The sequence below is a fragment of the Lysobacter enzymogenes genome, from assembly GCF_023617245.1.
Classification (GTDB): domain Bacteria; phylum Pseudomonadota; class Gammaproteobacteria; order Xanthomonadales; family Xanthomonadaceae; genus Lysobacter; species Lysobacter yananisis.
This window is the reverse complement of record NZ_CP067396.1, coordinates 4,219,628-4,234,187: the sequence shown is the minus strand read 5'-3', so window position 1 is coordinate 4,234,187 and position 14,560 is coordinate 4,219,628. Positions and strand designations below refer to the sequence as shown.

Below are 14,560 nucleotides of genomic sequence, written 5' to 3'. Positions count from 1 at the left end.
GGGCGTCGGCTCGCAGCGGGCCGATGCCTGCGGCGCGGATCGGTGCGGCGTCGAAGCGGAGCGGGCAATCGGGCTTCAGCGCCAGACCTGCCCGAGCAGGCGGCGGAAGTTGCCGCCGAGCACGGCTTCGATGTCGCTTTCGCCATAGCCGCGGCGCAGCAGCGCCTGGGTCAGTTCGTAGATCTTGGTCGGGCGGTCGAAGCCTTCGATGTCGATGCGTTCGCGAAAGCCGTAGCTGGCCTTGTACGAGGCCTTGAGCGCCTTGAGCTGGTCGGCCGGCATCGCGTCGTAGCCGTACAGGTCGGCGTCCGAGCCGATGCCGACATGCTCGATGCCGACCAAGCGGGCGACGTGATCGATGTGATCGATCATGCTGTCCAGCGTGGTCGGTTCTTTCGCACCGACGAACATGCGCACGCCGGTGATGCCCATGACCCCGCCCTTGGCGGCGAGCTTGCGGATCGCCTCGTCGCTCTTGAGCCGCGGGTGGTCGTTGAGCGCGCGGCAGTTGGAGTGGGTGATCGCGATCGGCCCCCGGGCCAGTTCGATCGCGTCGAGCGTGGTGCGGTCGCCGCAATGCGAGACATCGACCAGCATGCCGACCTTCTCCATCTCCGCGACGATCGCCACGCCGTAGTCGCTGAGCCCGCCGTCCTCGCGCTCGGTGCTGCCCGAGCCGATCGTGGTCTGGCTGTTGTAGGTCAGCTGCGCGCAGCGCAGGCCCAGGCCGTGGAAGAAGCGCACGTCCTCGACCTTGCGGAAATGCTCGGCGTTCTGCACGCCGGAGATCACCGCGATCTTGCCCTCGCGCTTGGCCCGGTCGAGGTCGGCGGCGCCGCCGACCAACACGAACAGGTCGCTGTTGCGCGCGAGCAGGCCGTGCCAGCCGGCGAGGTACTCGGCCACGCGTTCGCGCGCGTCGGCGCCGGTCAGGCCCCAGGAGTTGTGGAAGACGTCGATGCCGCTGAGGCGGAAATCGGCGATGCGGCGCGGGTCGAGTTCCTGCGCGTAGACGTCTTCGCGCATGTCCAGCCGCAGCGGCGCGAGCATGTCGATCACCAGCGCGCGCTCGACGATGGCGCGCACCCGCGGCGAATAACGCTTGAGCTGTTCGTGCGTGGGCTGCGGCGGCGCCGCGGCGGCGGCCGCATGCAGCGGCAGGGCGAGCGCGGCGACGGCGGCGGAGGCTTGCAGCAGGCGGCGACGGCTGAGGCGGACGGGCGCGGGCGTCATGGGCGTGGGACCTGGGGCGGGGGCGTGGAGGCCGCGGCGTCGGCCGCGGAACGGGACGCGACGCCGCCCGCGCCGCCCCAGACTTCGTCGGGGCAGTGGATGAGTCCGTCGCGATAGACCACCGCCGGCGAGCGGTCGGTCTGGATGAAGCTGGGGCCGTCGAGATCGACGAGTTCGCACAACTGGCCCAGCGCGAACGCCGGCGCGGCCGCCCAACTGGTGCCGAGCATGTTGCCGACCATGCAGCGCAGGCCCAGCGCGCGCGCGCGCGCGGCCATCGCCAGCGCCTCGGTGAGGCCGCCGCATTTGTCCAGCTTGAGATTGACGAAGTCGCAGCGGCCGGCCAGCGCGTCGAGCTCGTCCAGCCCTTGCACGCTTTCGTCGGCGGCCACCGCGACCGGGCAGTCCAGCGCGTCGAGGTCGGCTTCGCGGCCGCGCGCGAAGGGTTGTTCCAACAGTTCGACCCGATGGTCGGCCAGCGCCGCGATCAGCGGCGCGATGCGCTGCAGGGTGTAGGCCTGGTTGGCGTCGACCATCAACCGCACGTCGGGCCGCGCCGCGCGCGCGGCGGCGATCCGGGCGATGTCGAGTTCGGCGTCGCCGTCGAGCTTGAGCTTGAGCAGGCGCGCCTGCGCCAGCGCGCGCGCGCCGGCCGCGACCTGCGCCGGTGCGTCGGCGCCGAGGGTGAACGCGGTCGGCAGCGGCCGCGGCGGCGCCAGCCCGGCCAGCGCCCACACCGGCCGGCGTTCGCGTTGCGCCTGCAGTTCCCACAACGCGCAGTCCAGCGCGTTGCGCGCGCCGCCCGGGGGCAGCAGGGTCTGCAACGCGGCGCGGTCGATGCCGGCCTCGATCGCCTCGCGCCGCGCCTCCAGCGCCGCGTGCATCGAGGCCGGATGGTCGTCGAGGTAGTACACGCCGCAGGCCTCGCCGCGGCCGCGATGGCCGTCATCGTCGCTCAGCGTCGCCACCAGCGCCGGCATCGCTTCGAAGCGGTGGCCGGCGATGGCGAACGGCGCCTTCAGCGGCAGCGGTTCGATGGCGAGCGACATCTGCAGGCGGGCGCGGCTGGGCATGGTCGGAAGGGTTGAAATCGAATTTTCCGAATCAGAAAATTAGTTTTCTCCCGAGTCAAGTTCGGGCGACGAACGGAGCGATGCCGGCGCCAAAGCGCGTAAATTCCCGGGTTTCGTCTGCTGCGGCGCAGCAAGCGCTTGGGCGCGGCTGCGCGAAAAACGCGTGGCCGGCGTCGGCGGCGCGCTCGGTCCGCGGCTGGCGGCGTGCGAACATCGCCGACCGCCGCGCCGCGGCCGCGCCCTCGCGCGCGATCGCGCGCCGCTGCCCGCCCGGATCCCGTCGCACCCATGAGCCCGACCTTGCGCAGCCTGCTCGACCAGTTCGACACCGACCCGTCGTGGCCGTCGCCGCCGCGTTGGCGCGAACGCGCGCATTGGCAGGAGCGGATCGAGCGGGCGAGCCTGGGCCTGGCGGCCGACACCGCGGAGCTGCGCGCGCGCGCCGACGCCGCGCAGGCGCGGCTGGACGCCGCCGACGCGCAGTGGGCCGCGACGCTGCGCGCGCGCATCGCCGCCGGCGAAGGCGCGCGGTTGCTGCGCGAATGGCTGCGCGAGTCGCCGCCGCACGCGGACGGCGAAGGCTACGACCCGCTCGATGCCCTGCTCGGCGCGGTGCTGGACCTGGCCGAACCTGAGGGCGAGGTCGCCGCGCCGGCGCCGCAGACGGTGTTCTACCAGCCCACGCCGGCGCGGCATCTGCTGGACCTGTTGGCGCGCTTGGAACTGGGCGCGGACGATGTGTTGATCGACCTGGGCTCGGGCCTCGGCCACGTGCCGCTGCTGGTCGCCGCGTGCACGCCGGCGCGCGGCCTCGGCATCGAACACGAGGCGGCCTACGTCGACAGCGCGCGCCTGTGCGCGCGGGCGCTGGGCTTGCGGCGCGCGGACTTCGTCCATGCCGATGCGCGCGCGGCCGATCTGTCGGCGGGCACGGTGTTCTATCTGTACACGCCGTTCACCGGCGACTTGCTGGCGCAGGTGCTCGAACGCCTGCGCGCGCTGGCGGCGCGGCGCGCGATCCGCGTCGCCAGCCTCGGGCCGTGCACGCAGGCGCTGGCGACGCAGCCGTGGCTGCGCGCGTTGCAGCCGTCGTGGGCGGCGGACCGGATCGCGTTGTTCGCGGCGGGGCCGTCGCTGCCGGGCTAGGCCGGCAGGCGAGGTAGTCGGTTGGGATCGCCGGGCGCGGCGTCCGCGCTCAGCCGGCGGTGCGCGGCGCGGCCGCCGGTGTCGTGGCGGCATCCGGCGCGGCCGGCCCCGCCGCGCGCACCGGCGAGGCCAGTGCCGCGGCCAGCAGCAACGCCAGCGCGAACCAGCACGCCAGCTCATGCAAGGACCGCCGGCGGCGCCTCCTGCGCTCGGGATCGCGCCCGGCCAGTTTCAACCGGTACAGGCGATCCAGCCGGCTGGCGTCGCGGGCGCGCGGGCGCGGCCACGCGACCTCGCCCGGCCCCTGCGTCCAGGCGGGCGCGCCGGCGCCGTCCGGCCGCGCATGCAGCGCGTGCGCCGCGTCGCTGCGATATCCCTCTCGCACAGCATCCATGTCGTCCTCCCTGCCGTGGTGTCGGCCGGTCCTTGCACGCTGTGATCAACGCGCTCGCCGCGGCCGGGCGGACACCACCGGCGACACCGCCCGGCGCGGCGCGCGCGGCGGGTTCAACGCGGTGCGACCTGGGCGCCGGCCAGCGCCGCCGGCACAGGGTAAGCTGGCCGCCCCCAGCGAGGACTTCGCCCATGCGCATCGACGGCGCCTGCCACTGCGGCAACATCCGCTTCGTCCTGGATTGGCGCGACGAGCCGGACGCCATCGCCGCGCGCGCCTGCGACTGCACGTTCTGCGTCAAGCACGGCGGCGTCTGGAGCGCCCGCGCCGAGGCCGCGCTGCGCCTGAGCCTGCGCGACCCGCAACGGGTCTCGCGCTACGCCTTCGGCACCGGCACCGCCGATTTCCTGGTCTGCGCGCACTGCGGCGCGGTGCCGGCGGTGGTCAGCCGGATCGAGGGGCGGCTGTACGCGGTGGTCAACGTCAACACGTTCGAAGGTTTCGACCCGGCGCGGATACAGCGCGCGCCGGCGTCGCTGGAAGGCGAGACCGAGTCGGCGCGGCTGGCGCGGCGCCAGCGCAACTGGATCGGCGAAGTCGAAATCGTCGAAGGCGCCTGAGCGCTCAGCGACGCCGCCCGCCAGGATCGCGACCATGCCCGAACCGATGCCGCCGCCGCGCTCGTTGTACTTCCACGAAGACGACGACAGCCAGATCGAACTGCTGCCGCTGGCGGCGTGGGCGCATTGCCAGCGCACGCTGGCGGACCTGCACGACTTCGCCGAAGCCCACTTCGACGGCGCCGGCTATACCGAGCTGATGGTGCGTCCCGATGCGCCGCATCGGTTGGCCGAACTGCGGCTGCAACCCGGTGCGGTCGCCGCGGCGGCAGCCGCGCAGTTCCCGGCCTACGACGAAGTCTGGACCGGCTATTCGTCCTCGCGCACGCGCTGCCGCGGCGTGCGGGCCTGGGGCGAGGACGGGTTCGCCTTGTTCGCCGACGGCGATGAATCCAGCGTCGAGGGGCTGTGGCTGCTGGCCGATCGCTGGTGGCCGCGGCATGCGCCGCGGATCGCCGCGTTGCTGCGGTCCTTGCCGCGGGCGGGCGAGCTGTTGCTGGTGGATTGGCCCTGGGGCCATCTGTTCGCGTTGAGCGATGCGCCGGCGCTGGAGCGGTGGCTGGCGGAGCGGACGGCGGAGTCGTAAGCGGCGCGGAGCCGGCCTCGAACCGCGTCTGCGCGACCTCGGGGAAGCGCTGCGAACGCGCGGATTCCGTCTCGATGGCGCCGCCATCTTAACCCAGGCCGCCGCGACTGGCGCTGAAGCGCCGGCGCGGGGCGATGCGCCATCGGGTCCGTGGCGGCGTACCATGCCGCCTCGTTTCGCGACGGCGGCCTGGGGAGGCCGCCGGCTTCCGGTCCGCACCGCTTCGCAACGACCTCTCATTCGTCCACGCCGATGCCGGCGCCGTTTCGCGGCGCGGGCGGCATCGCGTCGGTTCCGGTTTTCCACGACACAGGAGCGACGATGGCAACGATTCCCGCACCGTACTGCGTTTCTTCCGACCCCGCCGCGCGCCGCTGGTGGAGCGAGTTGTCCGAAGACAGCAAGCACGCCCTGATTCGCAGTTGGGGCGACGACGAACGCGCGGACCCGATCGCCGCGACCGCGCGGCGCGCGGCGACGCTGTTGAAGCACTGTCTGCGCGAGCAGGCGCATGCGAACCGGCATTGGCAACCCGACGACGGCCTGCAGCCGTTACACGAGCACATGGCGGCGCAGGGGATCGCGCCGACGCGGTTGCACGGTTGGCCCGATCCGCCGATCGCGCGCCATTCGCAGATCTACGACCACGGCATGATCTGGAACATCAAATACGCGCAGGGGCGCTGGGACATCCACACCGAGTGGAGCTCCGCGGACGCTCGCGCCCTGGCCGAGCGTTGGGCCGCCAGCGGCTGAGGCGGCTCAGTTCGGTCGCGGTTTGCAGTCCGAGCCCATCGCGGCGGTTTCGTCGCTGGCGCAGACCTTGAACCCCTCGGCGATGCCGACGATCTCGCGCGTGGTCCCCGCGGCCAGCGCGAAGCGCTCGGTCGGCTGCGCGCAGTGCGGGTCCGGCGCCGCGCCCGCGGCCGGCGCCGGGCAATCGCCGCGGAACAGGCTGTAGTGACATTGCCCGCTGCGGCTGGCCTTGCAATCGAAACGGGCGATGCGTTCGGTGATGCGCACCCGGCTGTCGAGGATGTCGACGCCGTCGATCACGTTGTGGTGCTCGATGGTGGTGCCGCCGACGCTGCAGCCGAACAGGGCGCAGAGGTAGTACAGCAGGGCCATCAGGTTACGCATGTCCGACTCCTTGGTGCGTGGCGCGCCGGCGGCGCGGATGAGGCCGCGCGCCGGGCGGGCGCGCGCGGGCGCACGCGCCGGTGGGCGGCGCGGGCGGGGTGGTGGCGATGAGTGCGCTTGCGGGTGGTGCGGGCGGCGGTGGCGCGGTAGGTGCGTTGGCTGTTTCGGGCGTTGCGGGTGAGGCTTGGGGTGCGCAGCGGATTTTTCGGGCGTTGCGGTTCGCGCGGGCGACGATCGCCGTCCCGGCTACATGCTCTTGAACAAGGCCATGAAGGTCTGGCTTACGCTCAGCGTCTCCGGACGCCCGCGCAAGCGCACGGTGCCCTTGCCGCTGTCGTCGCGGACGATGCCGGCGATGGCCTTGAGGTTGACGATGGTGGAGCGGTGGATCTGCTTGAAGCGTTCGCCGTCGAGGCGGTCGAGCAGGTCGCGGATCGGCGTGCGCAACAAGGCTTCGCCTTCGGCCGTGACCACGGTGGTGTACTTGTTGTCGGCGCGGAAATAGACCACGTCGTCGACCAGGATCAGCCGGGTCTCGCGGCCGGCGCTGGCGGTGATCCAGGTCAGTGCGGGCTTGTCGTCCTGCGCCGGGCGGCGCGCGGCCAGTTCCCGGGCGATCTCGCGCAACGCGGCGTGGCGGTCGTCGCCGGGCGCGCGGCGCACGCGCAGGCGGCGCACCGTCACCGCCAGGCGGTCGACGGTGACCGGCTTGAGCAGGTAATCGACCGCGCCGTGCTCGAAGGCGTCGATGGCGTGCTGGTCGTAAGCGGTGACGAACACGATCTGGGTCGCGGGGCTGACATCGGTCGCGGCCGCGGCGAGGTCCAGACCGGTGAGGCCGGGCATGCGGATGTCGAGGAACGCCACGTCGGGACGGTGCTCGGCCAGCGCTTCCAGCGCCTGCGCGCCGTCCTCGCATTCGGCCAGGATGCGCAGTTCCGGCCAGGCCTCGCGCAAGGCTTCGACCAAGGCCTGGCGCAGCAGGGTTTCGTCCTCGGCGATCAGGGCGGTGGGCGCGTTCGCGGGGCTTTCGGCGGTGTGCGGCTCAGACACGGGCCTGCTCCTCGCCGGACGGCGCCGGCACGACGATGGTGGCGGCGACGCCGCTGGGGAAGTTGGCGACGATCGACAGTTGCGCGCGGTCGCCGTAGACCAGCCGCAAGCGTTCGCGCACGTTGTTCAGGCCGATGCCGCTGCCGGAGTTGAGCGAGTTCAGGCCCATGCCGTCGTCGGCGACGGTGATCGACACGCCGGACTCGCCGCTGCGCGCGCGGATCCACACCGTGCCGCCGCCGGGCTTGGGCTCCAGCCCGTGTTTGATCGCGTTCTCGGCCAGGGTCTGCAGGATCATCGGCGGCAGCGGCAGGGTGCGCAGGTCCTCGGGCACGTCGATCTGCGTTTGCAGGCGCTGGCCCATGCGCAGCTTGAGGATTTCCAGGTAAGCGCGCGAGCGTTCGAGTTCGTCGCCGAGGGTGGACAGCGCGTCTTCGGTGCGCGGCAGCGAGCGGCGCAGGAACTCGATCAGGTGGCCGAGCATCTCGTCGGCGCGCGGCGGATCGTGGCGGGTCAGGTATTGCGCGCTGGCCAGGGTGTTGTAGAGGAAGTGCGGCTCGACCTGGGCGTGCAGCAGGCTCAGCTTGGCGACCGCGAGTTCCTTCTCGGTGGCGGTGCGCGCGGCCTGGGTGCGCTCGCCGCGGTGGCGCTCGGCCACGCGCCGGGCGATGGCGCGCGACAGCGCCTCGGCGTTCTCCAGGTTGGTGCCCTGGTCGACGCAGAACCAGTCGCTCCAGGGGCCGACCTCGGGCTCGCAGATCAGGGTGATGCGGCTGCCGTCGGCGCTCGGGTCGATCGTGGCGAGGACTTGATTGCGGGCGAGTCCGTACTTCCACGAGTGCGGGTCCGCGCCCTGCAGGTCGAGCATCCGTGCCTGATCGGCGCGCTGGACCTTGGCGCGCACCTGCAGGCTGTCGCGCGCGCTTTCGATGTCCTCGACCCGCGGCAGGTCGCGGATCGCGGCTTCGAGCAGTTCGAAGGTCTCCTCGACCTCGAACGGCACGTCGATCTGGCGGCGCTGGCGGTTGGCGCGCGTGGTCGCGTCGACCCGCTCGGCGATCAGGCGCACCCGGCGCAGATGCGAGAACGCCTTGATCGAGACGTAGATCACCACCAGCAACGCGATCACGAACAACGGACCGGTGTCCATGCGGTTCAGCAGCGGGACCGCCGAGACGATCAACGCCAGCAGCACGAACAGGCCGAACCAGGCGGCGGCGATTCGGGCGACGAAGAACAGGTTGCGGATCACGGGGCGCGTCCATCGGGGAGGGCTGGGCGCAGGATAGTGGCCTGGCGCCACAAAGAAAGCGCAGGGCGACGAAACCCCGGGGATGGCGACCGAAACCCGGTCTTGGCGGGCGAAGCCGGAGGGCGGCTTGGGCGTTGAGGGTGTGGTGTGAGAGGAGGCGGGCGCGGGGCGGGATCGCCGAGGGCTGAGGCAAGGGAGATGCCGGATAGGCGGGCAGCGGCGTGGTTGGCGACGACCGGGTGCGAGAGGACGTGCGGGCCCGATGCCGGTAGTTGGCTTGGATCGCAGGGCGGCTGTATCGCCGGGGCGGGCAGCTAGATGAGATTGGTTGGGTCTGATCTTCGCCTCTGTTGGTCGGCGGGGTCTGTCGCTGTGGCCCGCCGCCCCAGCGGGGCGATACGAGGGGTGGAAGCGTTGCGCCGCTTCGGCGGGGCGATACGGCGGTTCGAGAGGGGGCGTCGATTCGGCTGAGCGATGCGACGGTTCGACAATGGGTGTCGATTCGGTCGGACAATGCGGCTGTTCAAGCCGGTGCATCGACGCGGCCGGACGATATGGCTGTTCGAGCCCGTGCATCGACGTGGCCGGACGATATGGCTGTTCGAGCCAGCACATCGATGCGGCCTAACGATACGGCCATTCGAGTCGGTGAGTGGATTCGGCTGGGCGATACGGCCGTTCGAGACGATGCGTCGATTCGGACAGCAACATCGGTGGGCCGACGCAGGCCGCGTTGTCGCCCCGCCCTGCAGGCGCCGGCGCCGGATCAGGCCGCGACGATGTCCCGTCGCGTCAGGCCGCGGATGTGTTCGTCGATCTCCCGCAGCAGACGGCGGTCGACCGTGGCCATGTGCTGGAGGCGGCCCGCGGACAGGAGCAGGACGAGGCCATGAACCCTCAACGTCGCCGGCACTTCGAACGTCAGTCCGATCGGAACCACCAGCAGCGCCACCATCGCGGCGAGCGCCCAGGCCGCGGCCGCGGTGCGCAGTCGGCGACGGCCATGGCGCAGCAACTCGGCCAATCCGGGCAGCGGCGACGCACTCCACTGTTCGCCCAGGTAGCGGCGCGCGTCCAGCGCGAACCGGGTCTCCACCGCTGCAGCGCGGCAGTGGACCAGTGCCGCGACGAAGACCGCGCCCCCGGCGACGTAGGTGAGCCACAGATCGCCGGCCTTGGGCGCGAGAAATGCGATGCAGATGCCCAGCATCAGCCACAACAAGCCAGCCCGCGCGCATTCGAAAGCGCGCCGGGCCTGGCTTCGCAACGCCGATAGCTCCGGCGGGAACGGCCGCGTACCGCCCGCGGCATCGTCCGTCACGACGTCGCTGCCGGATCGGTCGGCCGATACGGCTGGCCGCCGCCGGCCGGCCGCGCCGCCGCAGGGCAGATGCGCACGTACGTAGGAACCCAGCGCAGATTCGGATACTGCGTGATCGGCTTCCATTTGCCGATGCGCCAGTTGACCGCGACCCAACCGTGCTTCGGCATGCCGAGCGTGCAGAACAGGAAGGGGTTGTTGTTGTAGGGAACTTCGGCGTAGGCGCCCGGCGATATCTTGTGAGCTGCGGCCGGTGAAGAGCAGAAGGCCAACGCCAAGAGAGCGGCGAATCGACGTAAGCGCATGAACTTGCCTCCTGAGAGAATTGAATCGACCGGATGCGGGGCCATCGGCATGTACTGCGCGGTGGGGTTCGCTGGCGCGGCGCCGACCATCTTCATCCCAGCGGCCATGATTAAGCTCAGTACCGCCTGCGAGAACGTCGTGCCGATGTAGCACTGCAGCGAGCGGGACGAACCTCGATATCCTTCGACGAACGTCGCGCGACGACGGACAACGGCTACGTCCGGGCTATGCTGGTGGGCACAGCTTGAACTGGCTATCGAACTCGCTCGGGAAGGCTGCAGTCAGAAAAATAAAGATGGCAGTTCGTGTCGTTTTGCTTTTTGCACCAATCGATTCCGATTCGAGCGGCTTCTTCAGTCGAGATCGCGCTGGTGGTGCTGAATACTTTCTCTCCGGTAACTACAGCTGCGCATTGGTCGCGGTAGGTCAGTCTTAGCGAGCATTGTGTTCCGCCCTTTTTCTTGCAGGCTTGCAATGCGCCTTTCGAGGCTTGCCGTTCCGTCTTTGTTCCTGAAACGGCGCTGACCCCAGTCCCGCCGATAGCGAGGTCGACTGCGATGGCTCCCCACCGAGATGCCCAGACGGGGGGCGAGGAAGGCGCCGATTGAGAATCGTTCCCCGTCATGCCCGGGAGCGGAACACATGTCTCCCAGCCTATGCCGCGTTGTACGACAGATCCAGGAGGGCAAGCGCCCGCAGCGGCAGAGCAGATCCACAATGACGCAATACAGAGCGGTTTTATGGATTTCATGGTCCTTTCCTCACTTCGGGTCGGGCCTTTTTTCGATGGGGGCGTTGTGCGGAAGGGGTTCTTGACGACGTCGGAGGGCGGAGTGTTGCTCGTATGTGTGCGAGTCGATGGTGTGTCGTGTAGGGGAGAGGGGCCGTCACGCATTTCGGCGTTGTGTATCTTCTTAATGGGATCTGGTGCGGGATTAAGATTTCTGTGGCCCCCGGGATGCATGGGTGTTGGCAAGCGGGCTGGCTTTCCCTCCACCGCCATTGATCTTTTCCTCGGGGTTTAGAGGCGGCTGAGCGGATGCTTGTCCGGTATTGCCGGGGGAGCCTGACGCATAGCCGTTGTGCTGCGGACTCCCGGGGGGCGATGTGTTGGACCCCGAATTCGACCCGAACGCCGAGTAATGCGTAAAGTTCCCCAACACCCCCTGGAAGAAACTCGACGCCATCGGCGGCACCGAAAGAATCAGCACGGTCAGGAAAATACCCAGCCCGCCCTGCTGCAGCGCCATCGTGTTCACGCCCGGCGAGTCGCCCGCGCCCAGCGCCATCATCGTCATGTACTGCGCGGCGAAGTTCGCGGCCACCGCGCCGACCATCTTCATCGCCACGGTCACGGTGAAGCTCAATACCGCCAGCGAGAACATCGTGCCGATGCCGTACTGCAGCCAGCGGGCGAACATCGATTTGGTCTGGTCGAACATCAGCGCGAGGATGAACAACGGGCCTAGGCCGACGAACAGGGCGAGGGCGAACTTGTACATGACCAGCAAGGCGCCGCCGATCACGGCCGGGCCGGCGACGCCGATGCCGGTCAGCATCAGGGCGCGGTCCTTGTCGTCCTTGATGCCGGGGTTGTCGAGCGCGGGCAGCGCTTCGATGGCGGCCATCGCCAGCTGCATGTTGGTCAGGCCGCGGTCGATGGTCTGGGCCGGGTCTTGTTCGAGGCCGGTCACGCTTTCGGCGATGGCGCGCGGCAGGTCGTCGCTGAGCGTGGTGTAGATGCTGCTGGTGCCCACCGTCAGCGAGGTGGCGACCATCACGATCAGCACGTTGCGCATCGAGCCGACCGCCAGTTCCATCATCGAGTTGCGCGACTGGCCGGTCATGACCTTGTAGCCCTGCATGAAGATCCACAGCGCCATCAGGCTGGTGGCCAGCGCGCCGACCCAATTGTCCATGCCGTGGACCATGGTTTCGCGGAACGCCAGGATCTCGTGGTCGAGGAACTCGAACACGATCTTGAAGAACACCCATTGCCCGAGGCTTTCGAATTGCGCGGACGGGCCGCGCAGCAGGTCCGGCAGCAGGGAGAGGGCGGCAGTGGATTGGTCGAGCATGCGTTTCGTCCTTGACGGAGCGAGGAGGCGGAGATCGGCCGCGATCAGCGCGGCCAGCCCTTGCGCTCGGTTTTGACCGCGTCCAGCGCGGCCTTCATCGTCGCGAGGCCGACGACGCCGGCCGCGACGCGTCCGTTCACGCCTCCGCCTCCGCTGCCTCCGCCACTGCCGCCGCCGTCCTTGCCGCGCAACACTTCGTTGCTGAGCATGTCGCGCACCGCGCGCAGGTAGGCCAGGCGCGCGGCGTAGGCATCCATGTAAGCGCGGCTCTGCTGGCGATCGACTTCCATGCGCGAGAGCAGCGCCAGCAGCTTGTTGGTGTTGTCCTGCAGCTTGCCTTGTTCGTCGGCGCCTAGGTCGCTACGCTCGCGCTCGATTTCCTGCAGCCGCTGCTGGCGGGTGCGGGCCAGCGCGTACATCGTCATCGAGTATTTGTACTGGGCCAGCTCGGTCTTGACGATTTCCTGGCACAGCTGCCATTGCTGCTGCGCCGCGCCCGCGGCGGCGCCGGGGCTGGGACAGCGGTCGTTCACGGTCTTGGCGACCTGGTCGCTGGGCTGGGCGGGATTGAGCTTTTCTTCCGGCTCCTTGGCGTCGTCGCCGCTCTTGCCCGAGCCGCCGATCTTGGCGAGTTTCTTCAGATTGCCGTTGACGGTGCCGTCGTCGCCGATGCGCTTCTCGATTTCGGCTAGATGGTCGTTGGCGTGCTTGTCGTGCACCTCCCAGGCGTTCTGGGCGAGCGCGGGGGCGCACGGCAGTGCGCCGGCCAGGATGAGAGCGATGAGCCCGGAAAGGCGAACGCGGCATCGCGCCGGAAGGGAGGCCGTGCGCGCGGACGCGGACGAAAGTGCGAGGGGCGTGCGCAGCGTGGTTGCGGCGGTATCGATGCGAGACATGCAGAACGTCCTGTTCCTGGTCATGGCCTGTAGCGGCGCCGTCGTTCGGCGGCTACGTCGTTGTACGCGCGGGCTCGGCGGATCGCTGCGCCGGGCGCGGCGAGCGAGCGTCCGGAATCGTGGCGCCGCAATGCGGTCGCGCACGAACAAATGCTAAGGGCCGGGCCCGGGGCGCGATAGGCCCAAGCGATATGAATTTTCTAGGTCAGCGGACGTGTATGCAGTGCATGCGCATCGAAGAGTGCGTGCACTGGAGAGGCATTTTTTGCGTATCAATCCGCTTGCATCGCCGGCTTCACAAGGCTGCATCGGCGCCGCGCGCTACGAGCGAACGCATGCCCGGCCGGACAGTGCGCAAGACTAGGCCTGGGTGTTCTTGCGGAGCGTCGCCGGCAACCCCGTGCGGCCACGCATCGGCGACTCAGTCGCGCGAGTGCTTCTTCAACCGCTTGACGTCGTACATCGCCTGGTCCGCTTTCTCCAGCAGTTGGCCCAGGTCCTCGCCGTCGTCGGGATACACCGCGCAACCGATGCTGGCGTCGAGCGCGATCGGCCGTTGTTCGAATTCGAAACCGAAGCGCAGCGCCTGGGCCAGCCGCTGCACCTGGGCGATGGCGCCTTCGCGATGTTCGATGCGCGGCAGGATCACCGCGAACTCGTCGCCGCCGACCCGCGCCACCGTGTCGCCGGCGCGCGCGCTGAGCTTCATGCGTTCGGCGAACTCGCGGATGGCGGCGTCGCCGGCGCGGTGGCCGAGGTTGTCGTTGACCGGCTTGAGCCCGTCCATGTCGAGATTGAGGATGCCCACGCGGCGCGATTCGCGATGCGCCTGCGCCAGGTTGTGGCGCAGCCGGTCGTAGAACAGCGCGCGGTTGGGCAGGCCGGTCAGCGCGTCGTGGGTGGCCTGGTAGAACAGTTCGTTGGTCTCGTACTTGGCGGCGTGGTACATCGCCGCGGCGATCAGGCCCGACATCATGTCGAGCACGCGCAGGTCGTCGTCGTCGAACGCGGCCGGTTCGCGCGACATGACCTTGAGCACGCCGACCACGGTGTCGTGGTGCTTGAGCGGCACCACGATCATCGAGCGCAGCCCGACCGCGCGGCAGGCGGCGCGGTCGACGCGCTCGTCGGTTTCCGAATCCACGCAGTTCAACGGCCGCCCTTCGGCCACGCAATGGCCCGACAGGCTGGCGGCGCGGCCCAGGCGCATGCCGAGGCTGGACTCGGCGATGCCGGCGGCGGCGCGATAGACCATGTCCTCGCCCTCGGCCAACTCGACCACGGCGCCGACCGCGCCGGTGAGGCCCTGCGCGCGATGCGCGACCAACGACATGACGCCGCCCAGGTCCAACCCCAGGCGGGCGATCTCGGTCTGCGTCTCGATGACTTTCAACAAGCGCTCGGAGAACGCCTGCAGCTTCGGTTCCTGCATGTTCATGGCATACGCACCGCGACGATTGGG

General features: G+C 69.7%; 16 protein-coding genes. 4 read left to right on the top strand and 12 right to left on the bottom strand.

Annotated features, from left to right (window positions below; genetic code table 11):
- Positions 1 to 75 precede the first annotated feature (75 nt).
- Together JHW41_RS17420 and JHW41_RS17415 are read right to left on the bottom strand one after the other, a co-directional pair.
- Entirely contained in the window at positions 76 to 1,233 is a 1,158-nt protein-coding gene (locus tag JHW41_RS17420) for a dipeptidase (RefSeq protein WP_250443880.1), read from the bottom strand.
- Entirely contained in the window at positions 1,230 to 2,306 is a 1,077-nt protein-coding gene (locus JHW41_RS17415; protein WP_250443876.1) for a dipeptide epimerase, read from the bottom strand. Before JHW41_RS17415 ends, JHW41_RS17420 begins: the two co-directional genes overlap by 4 nt.
- Before the next feature lie 288 nt (positions 2,307 to 2,594).
- On the opposite strand from JHW41_RS17415, the gene JHW41_RS17410 reads away from it, so the two are divergent.
- Positions 2,595 to 3,452, top strand: coding sequence for a class I SAM-dependent methyltransferase (locus tag JHW41_RS17410; protein WP_250443873.1), 858 nt, complete (start codon positions 2,595 to 2,597; stop codon positions 3,450 to 3,452).
- 49 nt (positions 3,453 to 3,501) lie between these two features.
- Here the strand turns inward: JHW41_RS17410 and JHW41_RS17405 are convergent, their stop codons facing one another.
- On the bottom strand, positions 3,502 to 3,846 hold the full coding sequence (locus JHW41_RS17405) for a hypothetical protein (RefSeq protein ID WP_057946856.1): 345 nt from the start codon (positions 3,844 to 3,846) through the stop codon (positions 3,502 to 3,504).
- Between the two features lie 191 nt (positions 3,847 to 4,037).
- Here JHW41_RS17405 and JHW41_RS17400 point away from each other — a divergent pair, with 191 nt between their 5' ends.
- The 3 genes from JHW41_RS17400 to JHW41_RS17390 all read left to right on the top strand — a co-directional run bounded on the left by JHW41_RS17400 (position 4,038) and on the right by JHW41_RS17390 (position 5,808).
- Positions 4,038 to 4,466 carry a GFA family protein gene (locus JHW41_RS17400; protein ID WP_250443870.1) on the top strand — a complete coding sequence of 143 codons (429 nt, stop codon included), beginning with the start codon at positions 4,038 to 4,040 and terminating at the stop codon, positions 4,464 to 4,466.
- Positions 4,467 to 4,500: 34 nt separating this feature from the next.
- Positions 4,501 to 5,052, top strand: coding sequence for a hypothetical protein (locus JHW41_RS17395; RefSeq protein WP_250443866.1), 552 nt, complete (start codon positions 4,501 to 4,503; stop codon positions 5,050 to 5,052).
- 150 nt (positions 5,053 to 5,202) lie between these two features.
- Entirely contained in the window at positions 5,203 to 5,808 is a 606-nt protein-coding gene (locus JHW41_RS17390) for a hypothetical protein (protein WP_250443863.1), read from the top strand.
- A gap of 6 nt (positions 5,809 to 5,814) precedes the next feature.
- Here the strand turns inward: JHW41_RS17390 and JHW41_RS17385 are convergent, their stop codons facing one another.
- From JHW41_RS17385 to JHW41_RS17350, 9 genes are all read right to left on the bottom strand, one after another.
- On the bottom strand, positions 5,815 to 6,192 hold the full coding sequence (locus JHW41_RS17385) for a hypothetical protein (RefSeq protein ID WP_139382062.1): 378 nt from the start codon (positions 6,190 to 6,192) through the stop codon (positions 5,815 to 5,817).
- A 246-nt stretch (positions 6,193 to 6,438) separates the two neighbouring features.
- A complete protein-coding gene (locus JHW41_RS17380; RefSeq protein ID WP_250443860.1) occupies positions 6,439 to 7,245 on the bottom strand; it encodes a LytR/AlgR family response regulator transcription factor in 807 nt (268 codons plus the stop codon).
- Complete coding sequence (locus JHW41_RS17375; RefSeq protein ID WP_250443857.1) at positions 7,238 to 8,497, bottom strand: histidine kinase; 1,260 nt, start codon at positions 8,495 to 8,497, stop codon at positions 7,238 to 7,240. Before JHW41_RS17375 ends, JHW41_RS17380 begins: the two co-directional genes overlap by 8 nt.
- A 766-nt stretch (positions 8,498 to 9,263) precedes the next feature.
- Positions 9,264 to 9,818, bottom strand: a complete 555-nt coding sequence (locus JHW41_RS17370; RefSeq protein WP_250443854.1) for a hypothetical protein — start codon at positions 9,816 to 9,818, stop codon at positions 9,264 to 9,266.
- Positions 9,815 to 10,231 carry a hypothetical protein gene (locus JHW41_RS17365; protein ID WP_250443851.1) on the bottom strand — a complete coding sequence of 139 codons (417 nt, stop codon included), beginning with the start codon at positions 10,229 to 10,231 and terminating at the stop codon, positions 9,815 to 9,817. The genes JHW41_RS17370 and JHW41_RS17365 overlap by 4 nt, the downstream gene beginning before the upstream one ends.
- 146 nt (positions 10,232 to 10,377) lie before the next feature.
- On the bottom strand, positions 10,378 to 10,749 hold the full coding sequence (locus tag JHW41_RS27265; RefSeq protein ID WP_428995388.1) for a DUF4189 domain-containing protein: 372 nt from the start codon (positions 10,747 to 10,749) through the stop codon (positions 10,378 to 10,380).
- Between the two features lie 310 nt (positions 10,750 to 11,059).
- Positions 11,060 to 12,202: a type IV secretion system protein gene (locus tag JHW41_RS17360; RefSeq protein WP_250443848.1), complete on the bottom strand. Its 1,143-nt coding sequence runs from the start codon at positions 12,200 to 12,202 to the stop codon at positions 11,060 to 11,062.
- 44 nt (positions 12,203 to 12,246) lie between these two features.
- Positions 12,247 to 13,242, bottom strand: coding sequence for a hypothetical protein (locus tag JHW41_RS17355; RefSeq protein ID WP_250443845.1), 996 nt, complete (start codon positions 13,240 to 13,242; stop codon positions 12,247 to 12,249).
- A gap of 277 nt (positions 13,243 to 13,519) precedes the next feature.
- Entirely contained in the window at positions 13,520 to 14,536 is a 1,017-nt protein-coding gene (locus JHW41_RS17350; protein WP_078999091.1) for a sensor domain-containing diguanylate cyclase, read from the bottom strand.
- Positions 14,537 to 14,560: the final 24 nt, after the last annotated feature.

What these genes read in the sequence shown, in the direction of transcription:
- JHW41_RS17420 (WP_250443880.1), bottom strand. Translation starts at nt 1,233, where the DNA reads ATGACGCCCGCGCCCGTCCGCCTCAGCCGTCGCCGCCTGCTGCAAGCC.
- JHW41_RS17415 (WP_250443876.1), bottom strand. Translation starts at nt 2,306, where the DNA reads ATGCCCAGCCGCGCCCGCCTGCAGATGTCGCTCGCCATCGAACCGCTG.
- JHW41_RS17410 (WP_250443873.1), top strand. Translation starts at nt 2,595, where the DNA reads ATGAGCCCGACCTTGCGCAGCCTGCTCGACCAGTTCGACACCGACCCG.
- JHW41_RS17405 (WP_057946856.1), bottom strand. Translation starts at nt 3,846, where the DNA reads ATGGATGCTGTGCGAGAGGGATATCGCAGCGACGCGGCGCACGCGCTG.
- JHW41_RS17400 (WP_250443870.1), top strand. Translation starts at nt 4,038, where the DNA reads ATGCGCATCGACGGCGCCTGCCACTGCGGCAACATCCGCTTCGTCCTG.
- JHW41_RS17395 (WP_250443866.1), top strand. Translation starts at nt 4,501, where the DNA reads ATGCCCGAACCGATGCCGCCGCCGCGCTCGTTGTACTTCCACGAAGAC.
- JHW41_RS17385 (WP_139382062.1), bottom strand. Translation starts at nt 6,192, where the DNA reads ATGCGTAACCTGATGGCCCTGCTGTACTACCTCTGCGCCCTGTTCGGC.
- JHW41_RS17365 (WP_250443851.1), bottom strand. Translation starts at nt 10,231, where the DNA reads ATGGCCGCTGGGATGAAGATGGTCGGCGCCGCGCCAGCGAACCCCACC.
- JHW41_RS27265 (WP_428995388.1), bottom strand. Translation starts at nt 10,749, where the DNA reads ATGACGGGGAACGATTCTCAATCGGCGCCTTCCTCGCCCCCCGTCTGG.
- JHW41_RS17360 (WP_250443848.1), bottom strand. Translation starts at nt 12,202, where the DNA reads ATGCTCGACCAATCCACTGCCGCCCTCTCCCTGCTGCCGGACCTGCTG.
- JHW41_RS17350 (WP_078999091.1), bottom strand. Translation starts at nt 14,536, where the DNA reads ATGAACATGCAGGAACCGAAGCTGCAGGCGTTCTCCGAGCGCTTGTTG.